Source organism: Bradyrhizobium sp. 1, assembly GCF_023073315.1.
Taxonomy (GTDB): Bacteria; Pseudomonadota; Alphaproteobacteria; order Rhizobiales; family Xanthobacteraceae; genus Bradyrhizobium.
The window spans coordinates 108,287-122,755 of sequence record NZ_JADPJH010000010.1; the positions used below are offsets into that span (position 1 = coordinate 108,287).

Below are 14,469 nucleotides of genomic sequence, written 5' to 3' on the forward strand. Positions count from 1 at the left end.
CGATGAAAAAGCCTGCCGTACTCTTTACGTCCCTTGTTGGTTTCCTTGCCGCCGCTTGCGCCGCCACGCTGCTGGCAACGCCCGTGCGCGCCGATGATTTTCCGTCCGCCATTTCGGTGAGCGGCGAGGCCACGATCTCGGCAGCGCCCGACCTCGCGCAGATCGATGCCGGCGTCGCCAACGACGCCAAATCGGCGAAGGAAGCGTCCGACGCCAACAACGCCGCGATGGGCAAGGTGCTGCAGGCGCTGAAGGGCGCCGGCCTCGCCGAGAAGGATTATCAGACCTCGCGGCTGTCGCTGCAGCCGCAATACGGCCAGAATAAATCCACCGGCGCCACGCCCGTGGTCGGCTTCCGCGCCTCCAACCGCGTCACCGTGAAGATTCGCGATGTGACCAAGGTGGCCGGCATCATCGACACGCTGGTCGGCGCCGGCGCCAACGATATCGGCAACATCACGTTCGAGGTGACACAGGAGTCGAAGCTGCTCGACGGCGCACGCGAGCAGGCGGTGGCGGACGCCCGCCGCAAGGCGGAAGTCTACGCCAGGGCCACCGGCGTCACGTTGGGTGCGCCACTCAGCATCTCCGAAGGCAGCGCCCCGGTGCCGTTGTTCAAGGGCCGCATGGCCGCTGCTCCAATGGCTGCAGGCGGCGCCGCCGTTGCACCGGGCGAGGAAACGCTGTCGGTGACGGTGAATGTGAGCTGGGCGATCAAGGCCAAAGAGCAATAAGTCTCGTGTCCCGGACGCGCTGCAGCGCGTAGCGATGCTGCGCAGAGCCGGGACCCAGAAATCGACACGGCAGACTCTCGCGACATGGGCCCCGGCTCTGCAGCGCACCGTCGCGCCGGATGATGCTTCGCATCGCCGGGGAGACGCTGCGCTGCGTCCGGGGCACGAGCGGTGTGTGCGGAGAGAACTAAATCTCCACCACCTGCCCCGGCTTCATCGCGACGAACCGCTGCTGCGGAATGTTGGCGGCATCCAGCGCCTCGACCAGCGCCTTCGCCGGCGCATCGATCGGCTCATCCGTCAGCTGGAACGTGCCGTGATGATGCCCGAGCGCTTGTTGCGCGCCGCAATCGGCCAGCGCCTTCACGGCATCTTCCGGGTTCATGTGCTGGTCGCGCATGAACCAGCGCGGCTCGTAGGCGCCGATGGGGAGGATCGCCAGACGTAACGGCCCATGCTTCTCGGCGACGCGGCGAAAATGCCTGCCATCGCCATAGCCGGAATCGCATACGACGTAGATTTTCCCGGCCGGCGTCTCCAGCACAAAACTCGCCCACAGCGCCTTGTTGCGATCGAACATGCCGCGCGCGGTCCAGTGCCGCGTCGGGACCAGCGTCGCGGCCACGCCGCCGCCGAGCTCGACGCGGTCGTGCCAGTCGAAGGCTTCCACCTTGATGGTGGAATCGGCGCTGCGCATCGTCACGTCGTTGCCGAGCGGCGTGACCACGCGCGGGGCAAAATTCTTGGCGAGCCGCGACAGCGTCGCGATATCAAGATGATCGTAGTGCCCGTGCGAGACCAGCACGACATCGATCTTCGGCAAATGATCGAAGGAAATGCCGGGGTCGTTGTGCCGCTTCGGCCCGGCAAAACTGACGGGCGAAACCCGCGACGACCAGACGGGATCGACCAGGATGTTGAGGCCGCCGGCCTGGATCAGCCAGCTGGCATGGCCGACAAAGGAGAGCCGCACCTTGTCGCCGTCGACGCGCGCCGGCGGGGTATCGGCATGGGGGCTCGGCGCCCACTCCGGCCACGTCGCGCGCTGCCGCTTGCCGCCGAACTGCCAGCGCAGCACCTCTCGCAGCGATCTCGGCGGCGACCCGTCGGGATCGAAGAAGGTCAGGCCGTCGAAATGGTCGGAGACCGGACCGTCATAGGTTTTCATGCGGGAGATCCAGAGGGAGGGCACGCCGACCAGCGCGCCGGCCCCGGCAAGCAGTCCAAAAAGACGGCGGCGGGTGATCGGCACGGGCGGGCTTCAGGGATGGTGGGAGCGGCAGAACATTACTTCCTATATGGGCAGGGCCTGAGCAAAAGGAACCCGCCGCCAAAAATGCTCTGTTTTCAAGGCCTTACCTTGGAAACGGCGCCCCGGCATCCGAACTTTCCTTGACTTTTGGGCGGGAGCGGCGTTTAACCCCGCCACTTTCTCGGAAAGGCTTTCTTTTCGACCCGCCCACTGGCCCTCGAGGCCAGAGGCCAACGCCCGACAGCGCTGTGCGCCCTCGGGCGTAAAAGTGTTTGGATTTCTGCTCCTCGCCCCGCTCTTGCGGGGAGAGGTGAAAAAGGACAACGGCATTGTTCGACAATCTGTCGGAACGGCTTGGTGGCATTCTCGATCGTCTGACGGGGCGCGGTGCGCTGACCGAAAAGGACGTCGATGCCGCAATGCGCGAGGTGCGTCGCGCGCTGCTGGAAGCCGACGTCGCGCTGGAAGTGGTGAACAGTTTCACCGAGCGCGTCCGCGAGCAGGCGATCGGTGCCACCGTCGTCAAGTCGGTCACGCCCGGCCAGATGGTGGTCAAGATCGTCCATGACGAGCTGATCAACACGCTCGGCGCCGAGAGCCAGACCATCGACGTCAATTCCGTGCCGCCGGTGCCGATCATGATGGTCGGCCTGCAAGGTTCCGGCAAAACCACCACCACCGCAAAGCTCGCCCGCCGGCTGGTCCAGCGCGACAAGCGCAAGGTGCTGATGGCCTCGCTCGACATCTATCGCCCGGCCGCGATGGAGCAGCTGGCCGTTCTCGGCCGCGACCTCGACATTCCGACGCTGCCGATCGTCGCGGGCCAGCTGCCGCCGCAGATTGCGAAGCGCGCGCTGGAAGCCGGCAAGCTCGGCGGCTACGACGTCGTGCTGCTCGACACCGCCGGCCGCACCACGCTCGACGAAGAGATGATGGCGGAAGCAGCTGCGATCAAAGCGGCTGCGAACCCGCATGAAGTGCTGCTGGTCGCCGACAGCCTCACCGGCCAGGACGCCGTCAATCTCGCCCGCGCCTTCGACGAGCGCGTCGGCCTCACCGGCATCGTGCTGACGCGAGTCGACGGCGACGGCCGCGGCGGCGCCGCGCTATCGATGCGCGCGGTCACCGGCAAGCCGATCAAGCTGCTCGGCACCGGTGAAAAGACCGATGCGCTGGAAGATTTCCATCCCGATCGTATCGCCGGCCGCATCCTCGGCATGGGCGACGTGGTCTCGCTGGTCGAACGTGCCGCCGCCAATATCGACGCCGAAAAGGCCGCGCGCACCGCCGAGCGCATGCGCAAGGGTCAGTTCGACCTCAACGACATGCGCGAGCAGCTGTCGCAGATGGCCAACATGGGCGGCATCAGCGGCCTGATGGGCATGATGCCCGGCATCGCCAAGATGAAGAACCAGATCGCGGCCGCCGGGATCGACGACAAGATTTTGAAACGCCAGGTCGCGGTGATCGATTCCATGACGCGCGACGAGCGCCGTCATCCCGACCTGCTCAAGGCCAGCCGTAAGAAGCGTATCGCTGCGGGCTCCGGCCAGAGCGTCGAGCAGGTCAACAAGCTGCTCAAGATGCACCGGAACATGGCCGACATGATGAAGGCCATGGGCTCGGGCAAGCGCGGCCCGCTCGCCGGCATCGCGCAGGCGATGGGCTTTGGCGGCGGCATGAAGCCGCCCTCGCCGGAAGAGATGAAGGCGTTGCAGGAAAAGATGCAGGGCGGCGGCGGACAAGGTCTGCCCAGCCTGCCGAAGGATTTGCCGGCCGGTCTTCGCACCGGTCTGCCGAACGTCCCCGGACTGACCGGGCTCAGCGGCAAGCCGATGCTGCCGGGTCTCGGCGGTTTCCCGGGCAAGAAAAAATGAGGAATTCGTCGCGGGGGATCGCAAGCATCTCGCGCAACGCGGAATACCAATCAACCGAACAAACTGTACTTTAAAGGAGAACTTAGATGTCCGTCGTTATCCGCCTCGCCCGCGCAGGCACCAAGAAGCGTCCCGTCTATCACGTCGTCGTCGCCGACTCCCGCTTTCCGCGCGATGGCCGCTTCATCGAGCGTCTCGGCTATTTCAACCCGCTGCTGCCGAAGGACAACGAGACCCGCCTGAAGCTCGACATGGACAAGGTGAAGGCCTGGCTCGCCAAGGGCGCGCAGCCGTCCGACCGCGTGTCGCGTTTCCTCGACGCCGCCGGCGTCAAGAAGCGCGAAGCGCGCAACAACCCGGAAAAGGCCGTGCCGCGCAAGGAGCGCAAGGCGCAGGCCGAAGCCGCCGCGAAGGGTTAAGGCTAGATCATGTCGGCGCTGGTCTGCGTCGCGCGGATCGGCGCCGCGCATGGGGTGCGCGGTGCGGTCAAATTGTGGACCTTCACCGAGGATCCCTTTGCCGTCAGGCACTACGGCCCGCTGCTGTCCAAGGACGGCAAGCGCCAGTTCGAGGTCGCGACGGCGCGCGAGGCCAAGGATCATCTGGTCGCGACGTTCAAGGGCGTCACGACCCGCGATGAGGCCGAGCGCCTCAACGGTATCGAGCTCTATGTCGCGCGCGAAAAACTGCCCGCGACGGATGAGGACGAATATTACCACACCGATCTGATCGGGCTTGCCGCCGTCACCACCGACGGCGACGCGCTCGGCCGCGTGCTCGCGATCCACAATTTCGGCGCCGGCAACATCATCGAGATCACGCCCCTCAAGGGCCCGACGCTGCTGCTGCCGTTCACCAACGCGGTGGTGCCGGCGGTCGATGTCGCCGGCGGTCGCGTGGTGATCGCGCTGCCGCAGGAGGTCGAGGGTGACCGCGACGAGGACGACGCTTCGTCATCGTGACGGCACGGTAACGGCCCGCCAACACATCTCGCGAAATCTTCACTTGCATCAGACATCCGGCTGGTTCACGTGTGGGTTGTATCGCTCACCCAAGCGTCTTCCGCACACCGGAGATTGAAATGCTGCGCCGCTGTCTTCTGGCAACGATCGGCCTGCTCGCATCGATGAGCGTCCTCCACGCGCAGACACCGCCGAGCCCTCCGCCCGCAGCCGAGGGCCCGCCCGTCGAAGCCATGGAAGAGCCGCTGCTCGGCGACCATTGGACCTATGAGCTCCGTGACGAGATCACAGGCGATCTCAAATCGACGATGACGCACACCATTACGGACGTCAGCGCCACCGAGGTCAGCATCCGCATTGCGACCGTTGGCAAGAACGACAGCGGCTTCCAGACTTATAATCGCTCGTGGGACATGGTTGGCGGCCTCTGGCGCTTCACGCCAAACGACGGAATGGGCATTCGCACTCCACTGGAGATCGGCAAGAGCTGGCCGGTGAAATCGACGGCATTCAACAGCTCGAATGGCACCAGCCTCAAAATCTCGGGGACGTCGAAGGTGACGGCCAGGGAGACCGTCACCACGCGGGCCGGCACGTTCGAGGTCTACAAGATCGAGACGTCGATCGAATCGCGAAATGCCAATGACGCGACCAAGAAATTCCTGACTGAGCAGCAGACCTGGTATGCGCCGGCCATCGATCATTGGGTGAAGCGCGCAACTGTCAACCGGTTCGAAGGCAGGGTTCGCGACCGTGCCCAGGTCGAGCTGGTCGAATACGGCCGCCGCTGACCGGTCGGCAGAAATCAATGCCATGGTGGGAGACGTTCCGATGCTTCGTCGATCGATGATGGCGCTCGCTTGCGTGCTTGCCGTGAGCACATCGGCCCGGGCCGCAGGCGATGCGCCGGCAACACCCGCGCCCGTTGCCGCAAAGCCGGCCATCGCGATGGAGGAGCCTCGACAAGGCGACTTCTGGACCTACGAGGTGCACGACGAGATCAGCGGAAAGGTGAGCGCCGTCCGCAAGCACCTGGTCACCGAGGTTTCGCCGACCGACATCAGCATCCGCGTCACGACCGAAGGCAAGGAGTCCGAGGGCCTGGTCGTCTATGATCGATCGTGGAATGTGAAGAACGCCGGTGAGTGGAAACATCAGCCTGGCGATGGCAGCGGCATCCACACGCCGTTGAAGGTCGGCGACAGCTGGAAGTTCTCCGGCGACGACGTCAACAACGCCAAAGGCAACATCTGGAAGCGCTCGGGCCAGTCGAAGGTCGTCGCCCAGGAGACCGTCACGACCAAGGCCGGCACGTTCGAAACGTACAAGATCGAAACGACGCTCATGAGGCGCCCGACCAACGATCCGACACGCAAGAACGACATCATCGGCGTGATCTGGTACGCGCCGGCTATCGATCACTGGGTGAAGCGCAACTTTGCCTCGCGGGGCAATGGCCATCTGCTGGTCAACAACACCGTCGAACTCATCGAATACGGCCGGAAGAACTAGGCGGCCCCTGCCGCCCACTCGACCTCTCGGCCGCAATGCCCTAACCAGCGGCGATGACGACTTCCTCACCTTGGCGCGCGACGGTGCTGACGCTGTTTCCGGAGATGTTTCCGGGACCGCTCGGTGTGAGCCTCGCCGGCCGGGCGCTGGCCTCCGGGCTCTGGGAGATCGAGGCGCGGGACATCCGGGCCTCCGCCACGGATCGCCACCGCAGCGTCGACGACACCCCGGCCGGCGGCGGCCCGGGCATGGTGCTGCGCGCGGATGTTCTGGCCGCGGCGATCGATGCGGCCGAGATCGGCCCAGATCGGCCAAAGCTCCTGATGAGCCCACGCGGTCGGCCATTGACCCAGGCCCGCGTCCTGGAACTCGCCAATGGCCCTGGCCCCCTGATCGTCTGCGGGCGGTTCGAGGGTATCGACCAGCGGGTGATCGACGCCCGCGACCTGGAGGAGGTCTCGATCGGCGATTACGTGCTGTCCGGGGGCGAAATCGCAGCTCTGGCCCTGATCGACGCCTGCGTTCGGCTGCTGCCGGGCGTGATGGGGAAAGAGGCCTCGGGAACCGAGGAGAGCTTTTCGGACGGCCTGCTCGAATACCCCCAATACACCCGCCCGCAGCTGTTCGAGGGAACTCCGATCCCGGAGATCCTGACCTCGGGCGACCATGCCAAGGTTGCCAGCTGGCGGCGGGCGCAATCCGAGGCCCTCACAGAGGCCCGGCGGCCCGATTTATGGGCCCAAATCCCGCCCAAGCCCCCGAATCGGGCCGGGCGCCGAAAAACGCCAAAAAACACGACAGACGGGTGACAAACGCTCCGGCTTGCCTTATAGCAGCGGCCACATCCGCAATAGCTGGATCAACGAATTTCGCGCAGCCCCCGTCCTGCGGCTGGGCGCGCCGATGGAGATTACCCCATGAACCTGATCCAACAGCTCGAAAAAGAGCAATTCGACAAGCTCTCCGCCGGCAAGGAGATTCCGGAGTTCGGTCCCGGCGACACCGTGATCGTCAACGTGAAGGTCGTCGAAGGCGACCGCACCCGCGTGCAGGCCTATGAAGGCGTCTGCATCGGCCGCTCCGGCGGCGGCCTCAACGAAAGCTTCACCGTTCGCAAGATCTCCTACGGCGAAGGTGTCGAGCGCGTGTTCCCGGTGATGTCGCCGATGATCGACTCGATCAAGGTGGTGCGTCGCGGCAAGGTGCGTCGCGCCAAGCTCTATTATCTCCGCAGCCTTCGCGGCAAGTCCGCCCGCATCGTCGAGAAAAAGTCCGAGCACGCCAAGGCGGTCAACGAGTAAGCTCCGCTTACAGACGAGTTTTGGAAAGCGCGGGCCTGGCTCCGCGCTTTTTTGTTGCGTCAGCCGTGCGCGTCAAAGCCCTCGCGATTCCAAACCGGCCTGCTATATATTCCTGGAATGTTTCCAGATCTGACCAGCCTCTCCCCCGTCCAGCGCATCGTCATCGATGATCGCTCGCGGCTGCCTGGCCGGTTCTTCGGACGCTTCGCGACCTCGGCAACGTCAGAGCTTAGTCCCGCAGCTTAAAGGCTGCGCTGAAGACGCCTCTGCTGCCCCGCGCGTGACCGCGCACATCGCTGACACACATCCCTGGAGCTCAAGCTCATGTCCAAGCCGATCACATTGTACGACAAGATCTGGAACGACCATCTCGTGCACGAAGCCGACGACGGCACCTGCCTGCTCTACATCGACCGTCACCTGGTTCACGAGGTGACCTCGCCGCAGGCGTTCGAAGGTTTGCGCGCCACTGGCCGCAAGGTCCACGCGCCGGAGAAGACGCTGGCGGTCGTCGACCACAACGTGCCGACCACCGACCGCACCAAGCCGAATCCCGATCCCGAGAGCATCGAGCAGATCAAGGCGCTGGCCGACAACGCCAGGGAATTCGGCATCGAATATTACGACGAGTTCGACAAGCGCCAGGGCGTCGTCCACGTCATCGGCCCCGAGCAGGGCTTTACCCTGCCCGGCACCACCATCGTCTGCGGTGACAGCCACACCTCGACGCATGGCGCGTTCGGCGCGCTCGCGCACGGCATCGGCACCTCGGAGGTCGAGCATGTTCTGGCGACGCAGACGCTGATCCAGAAGAAGGCGAAGAACATGCGCGTCACCGTCGACGGCAAATTGCCTGACGGCGTGACGGGCAAGGACATCATCCTCGCCATCATCGGCGAGATCGGCACCGCGGGCGGCACCGGCTACGTGCTGGAATATGCCGGCGACGCGATCCGTGCGCTCAGCATGGAAGGCCGCATGACGGTCTGCAACATGTCGATCGAAGGCGGCGCGCGCGCCGGCCTCGTTGCGCCCGACCAGAAGGCGTTCGATTTCCTGCGCGGCCGCCCGAAGGCGCCGAAGGGCGCGGACTGGGATGCGGCGATGCGCTACTGGGAGAAATTGCGCTCCGACGAGGGCGCGCATTTCGACCACGAGCTGCGCCTCGATGCTGCAAAGCTGCCGCCGATCGTCACCTGGGGCACGAGCCCTGAGGACGTGATCTCGGTGACCGGCATCGTGCCCGATCCCGACAAGATCGCGGATGAAGCCAAGCGCATCTCCAAGCATCGCGCGCTGAAATATATGGGCCTGACGGCGGGGACGAAGATCACCGACATCAAGCTCGACCGCATCTTCATCGGCTCCTGCACCAACGGCCGCATCGAAGACTTACGCGCCGCGGCGAAGATTGCTGAAGGCAAGACCGTTTCAGCGCATGTCAACGCCATGGTCGTGCCCGGCTCCGGCCTCGTGAAGGAGCAGGCCGAGGCTGAAGGTCTGGACAAGATCTTCATCAAGGCCGGCTTCGAATGGCGCGAGCCCGGTTGCTCGATGTGCCTCGCGATGAACCCGGACAAGCTGGCTCCGGAAGAACGCTGCGCCTCGACCTCGAACCGCAATTTCGAGGGCCGCCAGGGCTTCAAGGGCCGCACGCACCTCGTCTCGCCGGCAATGGCGGCAGCGGCAGCGATCGCGGGTCACTTCGTGGACGTCAGGGAGTGGCGCTGAGCCACTTCCTGCAATTGTAGCGATTGCGGCAAACGGCCGTTAATCGGCAGCACCGACACTGCGTCCTCGCGACGGTTTCGCGGGGACGCATCTCATGGCCACCAACAAGCCTGAATATGTCGATCTGATCAGTAACGCCACGCGCCAGCACCGGCGGCGCGCGACGCCGCTGCGCATCGTTGCCAAGCCCGAGGTCGAGGAGACCTCCAGGCTCAGCCGCTGGCCGCCGGCGATGTTCAAGCAGTGGAAGATCGAGAATTTGATGCGGTGGAAGTCCGCGAAGGATTGGCTTTAGGCCATACGAACAAAGGGCGCCGTCGGGCGCCCTTTTCGTTTCGATCGTACTCACCAATAGCGGTACGGATGATGCCAGCGATGCCAGCGGCAGACGCGGCGCGGGCCGTAATAGGTCCAGATGATCCGGCAGCGGCGCGGATAGTGATAGGTGGGATAGTAGCCGCCGTAATAATAGCGCCGGTGGAAATGACGGTAGCCGTAATGCGGGCGATAGATCCCGTAGCGCTGATAGCCGCCATAGTGGCGAATTCCGCCGTAGCGGTAGCCGCCGCCGTGAAAGGCCGGCGCGGCACGGAAACCACCGCCGTGAAAACCACCACCTCGGAAGCCGCCGATATGTCCACCACCACCGTGGAAGCCGCCTCCGCCATGGAAACCGCCACCACCGTGAAAACCTCCGCCGCCCCCGCCATGGCCACCGCCGCCGTGTCCACCGCGAACCTGGATCACGTCGTCGGTCGCAGCCTTCGCCGCCGGCAACGCCGTCGGATTGATCGGCGTCATCGCTTCGGCGCGGCGCGCAGTCCCGGTCGACAATATCAGCGTGGCAACAGCCGCAAGCCCGAGCAAGCGTATCGGGCTTGCACCGAGACTCAACATCCTCAGCATCGCGTTCTCCCTGAATCCAGACAGCGGAGTTGCGCCGCGCGTTCCCGCCCCGCGTCCTCGCTGTTCATTGACGGTCGCTCCCAAGATTAAATTAGGGACAGCGACGTGAACGCCTCATGAATGAACGGCGGCGTCACCACCACGGCCCATAGCCAAACACGAACGGCGCGGGCAGGGCATAAGGATAGGGACGGTAATAGACGGGCCGCGCGTAGTAGCGTGGATCACGGCGTATTGTGGGCCGCGCAAATTCGTCATGTCGTGCGTGCCGTCGTGCATCGAAAAATGCGACGCCGGCCGAGGCTTCCGGCTTCGTCGCTCTCTGCGCCGCAGAAGTGCGAGGCAAAGCAGCGGCAAGCCCGACGACAACGGCCAATGCAATCCATTTCGCCATGACGACCTCCGCCGCGAACATGCGGGCATCGCACGGCCGTCTGCAAGTTAAAACAGGCCCGGAGTCCGGGCCTGTCTCAACGCGACCGATCACCAACGACGGTGATGCCAGCGGTGCCCGCGCTGACCCGGCGTTACGACGCAAGGACTAGAGTCGAGCCCTGGAGCCTCAAGCCTGAATCGGGTATGGATCAACGCGCCCGGACATGAATGCAGAGGGCACGGGCTAAGTTCCCCAAGCAGCGGCGCGACATTGCGCGCGCCGACAAAAACCAGCGATCAATGGCGAACGTATCTTCTGGTCGAGCGACTAAGGGAGATGGTCATGTCAAGCTTCTTGCCGAGCTTTCACGGACTGCGGATAACCCGCCTCGCGATCGCGGCGAGTTTTGCTCTCGGAGCGAGTTCGGCGCTTGCCGCGCAGGGGCCGGGCGTCGAAGGCGGCACCGCAACCCCGCTGATGCAGCTCGTGATGGCGATCCTGGTCTACGGCGCATCCGCACTCGTCGTGGGCGCCGGCCTGATCGGCGCGCTGCGCGGGCAGTAAGGGTTCAGCCCCGGCGCCAGTAGCAGCTCATATGCGGCACGATCACCGTGCCGCTGGGCCGGTATTCCTGAACATAGGTGGCGTTGCACTCGCGGACCGCATCGGGGCCGGGATTGTAGCGCGGGTAGACGCCGTCCGGGCTGTAATAGGGCGTGACGCGCAGGCGGGACGGCCGCTTGCGCGGCGGCGGGGCGTCGGGCACACCGGCCTGGGCCATACGGACTTCGGTGCCGGCAGTCTGGGCCTGAGCCTGGCCACCAACGCAAAACTGCGAAAACAACCCCATGCACAGTAGCGTCAGCGCTGTTTTCGCTCGCATTTTTCCGCCCACCTGAAACGCCCCCGTTCGAGGCCTACGCTCCCCGTTTTGGCAGCGCCCGTCAACCTCGACGCGGTTATAAAGCCGGATGCATCGCCGGGAAACCCGCGCTGGCCCGTTCCGATGAATCGGAACGGGCCATCGATTCTTGTTTTGACGCGTTTTCTTTACGCGAACCGGTATCCACTTCGCTCGAAAACGCTCTAAGAGAGGCCCATGTGGACGGAATTGAAAGCGCCAACGCTCGCCGAGATGGAAGCGACGGCTCATGAGATCTTCGATCGCCTGCCGGCGGAGTTTCGTAGGCTGTGCGAGGGCGTGATCCTCCGCGTCGACGACTTCCCGACCGAGGAGGTCATGGACGAGATGGAGTGCGAGAGCGAGTTCGACCTGCTCGGCCTGTTCCAGGGCGTCGGCCTGCCCCAGCAGAGTTTTGGCGACGTGGCGCGGCTGCCCAACATGGTCTGGCTCTACCGCCGGCCGATCCTGGATTACTGGGCCGAGCACGACGAAAGCCTCGGCCACATCGTCCGCCACGTCCTGATCCACGAGATCGGCCACCATTTCGGCCTTTCGGACGACGATATGGCGGCGATTGAGGCCCAAGCAGACTAGACCTGCCGAATTCGGCCTAGGATTTCCGCCCCGATCGCGATAAATACCGTCTCCCTGAACCACCCCCGGGAAAGCGCAACCATGGACAAGTTCACCACGCTGGAAGGCGTCGCGGCGCCGCTGAAGATCATCAATGTCGACACCGACATGATCATTCCGAAGCAGTACCTCAAGACCATCAAGCGCACCGGCCTTGGCAAGGGGCTCTTCTCCGAGCAGCGCTACAAGGACGACGGCAGCGAGAATCCGGATTTCGTCCTCAACCAGCCCGCCTATCGCACTGCGAAGGTGCTGGTCGCCGGCGACAATTTCGGCTGCGGCTCGAGCCGCGAGCACGCGCCCTGGGCGCTGCTTGACTTCGGCATCCGCTGCGTGATCTCGACCTCGTTCGGCGACATCTTCTACAACAACTGCTTCAAGAACGGCATTCTGCCGATCCGCGTGTCGCAGGAAGACCTCGACAAGCTGTTCGACGACGCCGAGCGCGGCGCCAACGCGACGCTGACGATCGACCTGCCGAACCAGGAGATCCGCGGTCCCGACGGCGGCAAGGTCAAGTTCGAGATCGACCCGTTCCGCAAGCACTGCCTGATCAACGGCCTCGACGACATCGGTCTGACGATGGAAAAGAAGGCCTCGATCGACACGTATGAAGAGAAGCTCCAGCGCGAGCGCGCCTGGGCCTGATCTCATATTGTTTGAGCATGATCTCATCGGAAAACCGCTACACAGTTTTCCGGATCATGCTCTAGTTTTCGTCTGGGCCCCGGTGCGACGAGCGCCGGGGCTTTTTCTTTGCCCTGAATCCCTAGTAGCTTGCACGCATGCTGCCCGACATCGTCACCTTCTGGCATGGCCCGATGGACGCACTGCGCCAGACCTGTCTGCGCTCGCAGTTGGCGGCCGGCCACAAGATCACGGTCTACAGCTTTGACGCCATTCCCGGCCTGCCCGCGGGCGTCGCGAACGCGGATGCCGAAGCGATCCTGCCGCATGCGTTCTCCGAACGCTTGCGGCCGCCGCAGCCGGACGGCAGCTGGCGCGACTGGACCACGCTGCAGTTCAGCGATTTCTTCCGCATGAAGCTGATGGCGAAGAACCTCGGCCTCTGGCTCGATGCCGACGTGCTGCTGCTCAAACCTGTCGAGATCGATCCGGCAAAGCCCTACTTCGCCTGGGAGCGGCCGCGCCAGCTTGGCAATTCCGTGATCTACCTGCCGCCGGAGCACGGCATCGTCGCCGCCTTCGAGGAACTGATGGAGCAGGAAGAGCTGACGCCGAACTGGCTGTCGGTGCGCCACCGTATCACCTTCATGATGCGCCGCCTGCGCGGCGGCTCGAACCGCCTTTCGGACATTCGCATCGCGATCTTTGGACCGGCAGCACTCACGGCGCTGGCGCGACGCACCGGTGAATTGCAGAACGCATTGCCAAAACAGTCATTCTACGCGGTGCACGCCGAGCCAAAACTGTTCTTCGATCCCTCGAGCTATCTCGGCCTCGTCACCAATCCCGAGATCATCGGCCTGCACATCTCGCCCAAGGGCCGCGGCGGCGAGAAGCCGATTCCGGGCAGCCTGTATTCCTGGGCGGCGGAGCGATTTAGCTGAGCTCTCGTCTCGTGTCCCGGACGCGGTGCGGCGCGCAGTGCCGCTCCGCAGAGCCGGGACCCAGCAGCACTGCGAGATGGGTCCCGGCTCTGCGCAGCAGCGTACCGGACGATGCTTCGCATCGCCGGGAACGCTGCAGCGCGTCCGGGACACGAGACCTGTTTCCTTGACCATTCCCAATTTGATCCAGCGCAACGCGCTCCTGCATCATCGTGCGTAACCTTGCTCCAATCGCACGAACCCGAATGGAGCTTCGCATGAGCACCGCAAGCAGGCCTTATCCCATCGTCCAGGACCTCATCGAATCCTTCGCCGCTTGGCTGAAGCATCGCCGCGAGCTGAACGAGATGCGGCAGCTCGACCGCTCGGACTTCAACCGGATCGCGAACGATCTCAGGATCGCGCCTGACGATCTGGACGAGCTGGTTCGCCACGGCAGGCACGCCGACGAGCTGCCGAAGATGCTCGAGCAGCTCGGCATCAGCGCGGAAGGGCTAGGACGCGCGCAGCCGCTGCTGCTGCGCGACATGGAGCGGGTCTGCTCGCTCTGCCATCACAAGGCCCAATGCGACCGCGATCTCACTGAGGGTACCGCCGCGGAGAACTACCACGGCTATTGCGGCAATGCCTCGACGCTGGAATCGCTCGATCGCGCCGACCTCGCGCCACGTTGAGCGGTCGCCCGCCTCGATCAACGGTCTAGCGACCCG

The 14,469-nt window shown here is 64.4% G+C and carries 19 protein-coding genes; 15 read left to right on the forward strand and 4 right to left on the reverse strand.

What is annotated here, in order from left to right:
• Nucleotides 1-2: 2 nt before the first annotated feature.
• Nucleotides 3-734: an SIMPL domain-containing protein gene (locus IVB29_RS03100; protein ID WP_247501929.1), complete on the forward strand. Its 732-nt coding sequence runs from the start codon at nucleotides 3-5 to the stop codon at nucleotides 732-734.
• A gap of 187 nt (nucleotides 735-921) precedes the next feature.
• Here IVB29_RS03100 and IVB29_RS03105 read toward each other — a convergent pair whose 3' ends face one another.
• Nucleotides 922-1,986 carry an MBL fold metallo-hydrolase gene (locus IVB29_RS03105; RefSeq protein WP_247501930.1) on the reverse strand — a complete coding sequence of 355 codons (1,065 nt, stop codon included), beginning with the start codon at nucleotides 1,984-1,986 and terminating at the stop codon, nucleotides 922-924.
• Between the two features lie 329 nt (nucleotides 1,987-2,315).
• Here IVB29_RS03105 and ffh point away from each other — a divergent pair, with 329 nt between their 5' ends.
• From ffh to IVB29_RS03150, 9 genes are all read left to right on the forward strand, one after another.
• Nucleotides 2,316-3,863: a signal recognition particle protein gene (gene ffh, locus IVB29_RS03110; protein ID WP_247501931.1), complete on the forward strand. Its 1,548-nt coding sequence runs from the start codon at nucleotides 2,316-2,318 to the stop codon at nucleotides 3,861-3,863.
• Between the two features lie 86 nt (nucleotides 3,864-3,949).
• Nucleotides 3,950-4,282 carry a 30S ribosomal protein S16 gene (gene rpsP, locus IVB29_RS03115; RefSeq protein WP_014438992.1) on the forward strand — a complete coding sequence of 111 codons (333 nt, stop codon included), beginning with the start codon at nucleotides 3,950-3,952 and terminating at the stop codon, nucleotides 4,280-4,282.
• A 6-nt stretch (nucleotides 4,283-4,288) separates the two neighbouring features.
• Nucleotides 4,289-4,825, forward strand: a complete 537-nt coding sequence (gene rimM, locus IVB29_RS03120; RefSeq protein ID WP_247502340.1) for a ribosome maturation factor RimM — start codon at nucleotides 4,289-4,291, stop codon at nucleotides 4,823-4,825.
• Between the two features lie 119 nt (nucleotides 4,826-4,944).
• A complete protein-coding gene (locus tag IVB29_RS03125) occupies nucleotides 4,945-5,616 on the forward strand; it encodes a hypothetical protein (protein ID WP_247501932.1) in 672 nt (223 codons plus the stop codon).
• A 40-nt stretch (nucleotides 5,617-5,656) separates the two neighbouring features.
• Complete coding sequence (locus IVB29_RS03130; RefSeq protein ID WP_247501933.1) at nucleotides 5,657-6,337, forward strand: DUF3108 domain-containing protein; 681 nt, start codon at nucleotides 5,657-5,659, stop codon at nucleotides 6,335-6,337.
• Nucleotides 6,338-6,390: 53 nt separating this feature from the next.
• On the forward strand, nucleotides 6,391-7,146 hold the full coding sequence (gene trmD / locus IVB29_RS03135; RefSeq protein ID WP_247501934.1) for a tRNA (guanosine(37)-N1)-methyltransferase TrmD: 756 nt from the start codon (nucleotides 6,391-6,393) through the stop codon (nucleotides 7,144-7,146).
• Between the two features lie 108 nt (nucleotides 7,147-7,254).
• The gene (rplS, locus tag IVB29_RS03140; protein ID WP_247501935.1) at nucleotides 7,255-7,638 is read left to right on the forward strand and encodes a 50S ribosomal protein L19; all 384 of its coding nucleotides are present in this window, start codon (nucleotides 7,255-7,257) and stop codon (nucleotides 7,636-7,638) included.
• A 324-nt stretch (nucleotides 7,639-7,962) separates the two neighbouring features.
• Nucleotides 7,963-9,369, forward strand: coding sequence for a 3-isopropylmalate dehydratase large subunit (leuC, locus tag IVB29_RS03145; protein WP_247501936.1), 1,407 nt, complete (start codon nucleotides 7,963-7,965; stop codon nucleotides 9,367-9,369).
• Nucleotides 9,370-9,463: 94 nt separating this feature from the next.
• The gene (locus tag IVB29_RS03150; RefSeq protein ID WP_247501937.1) at nucleotides 9,464-9,664 is read left to right on the forward strand and encodes a hypothetical protein; all 201 of its coding nucleotides are present in this window, start codon (nucleotides 9,464-9,466) and stop codon (nucleotides 9,662-9,664) included.
• Nucleotides 9,665-9,714: 50 nt separating this feature from the next.
• Here the strand turns inward: IVB29_RS03150 and IVB29_RS03155 are convergent, their stop codons facing one another.
• The gene (locus IVB29_RS03155) at nucleotides 9,715-10,275 is read right to left on the reverse strand and encodes a hypothetical protein (RefSeq protein ID WP_247501938.1); all 561 of its coding nucleotides are present in this window, start codon (nucleotides 10,273-10,275) and stop codon (nucleotides 9,715-9,717) included.
• A 133-nt stretch (nucleotides 10,276-10,408) separates the two neighbouring features.
• Nucleotides 10,409-10,669 (reverse strand): hypothetical protein, encoded by a 261-nt coding sequence (locus tag IVB29_RS03160; RefSeq protein WP_247501939.1) that lies wholly within the window; start codon nucleotides 10,667-10,669, stop codon nucleotides 10,409-10,411.
• Nucleotides 10,670-10,993: 324 nt separating this feature from the next.
• On the opposite strand from IVB29_RS03160, the gene IVB29_RS03165 reads away from it, so the two are divergent.
• Nucleotides 10,994-11,215 carry a hypothetical protein gene (locus IVB29_RS03165; protein ID WP_247501940.1) on the forward strand — a complete coding sequence of 74 codons (222 nt, stop codon included), beginning with the start codon at nucleotides 10,994-10,996 and terminating at the stop codon, nucleotides 11,213-11,215.
• Nucleotides 11,216-11,219: 4 nt separating this feature from the next.
• On the opposite strand, the gene IVB29_RS03170 is transcribed toward IVB29_RS03165, so the two are convergent.
• Complete coding sequence (locus IVB29_RS03170) at nucleotides 11,220-11,501, reverse strand: hypothetical protein (RefSeq protein ID WP_247502341.1); 282 nt, start codon at nucleotides 11,499-11,501, stop codon at nucleotides 11,220-11,222.
• 249 nt (nucleotides 11,502-11,750) lie between these two features.
• Between IVB29_RS03170 and IVB29_RS03175 the strand changes: the two genes are divergently transcribed.
• The 4 genes from IVB29_RS03175 to IVB29_RS03190 all read left to right on the forward strand — a co-directional run bounded on the left by IVB29_RS03175 (nucleotide 11,751) and on the right by IVB29_RS03190 (nucleotide 14,433).
• Nucleotides 11,751-12,149: a metallopeptidase family protein gene (locus IVB29_RS03175; protein WP_247501941.1), complete on the forward strand. Its 399-nt coding sequence runs from the start codon at nucleotides 11,751-11,753 to the stop codon at nucleotides 12,147-12,149.
• Between the two features lie 81 nt (nucleotides 12,150-12,230).
• On the forward strand, nucleotides 12,231-12,836 hold the full coding sequence (gene leuD, locus IVB29_RS03180; protein WP_247501942.1) for a 3-isopropylmalate dehydratase small subunit: 606 nt from the start codon (nucleotides 12,231-12,233) through the stop codon (nucleotides 12,834-12,836).
• A 137-nt stretch (nucleotides 12,837-12,973) separates the two neighbouring features.
• Nucleotides 12,974-13,759: a capsular polysaccharide synthesis protein gene (locus tag IVB29_RS03185; protein ID WP_247501943.1), complete on the forward strand. Its 786-nt coding sequence runs from the start codon at nucleotides 12,974-12,976 to the stop codon at nucleotides 13,757-13,759.
• 257 nt (nucleotides 13,760-14,016) lie between these two features.
• A complete protein-coding gene (locus IVB29_RS03190) occupies nucleotides 14,017-14,433 on the forward strand; it encodes a DUF6455 family protein (RefSeq protein WP_247501944.1) in 417 nt (138 codons plus the stop codon).
• Nucleotides 14,434-14,469: the final 36 nt, after the last annotated feature.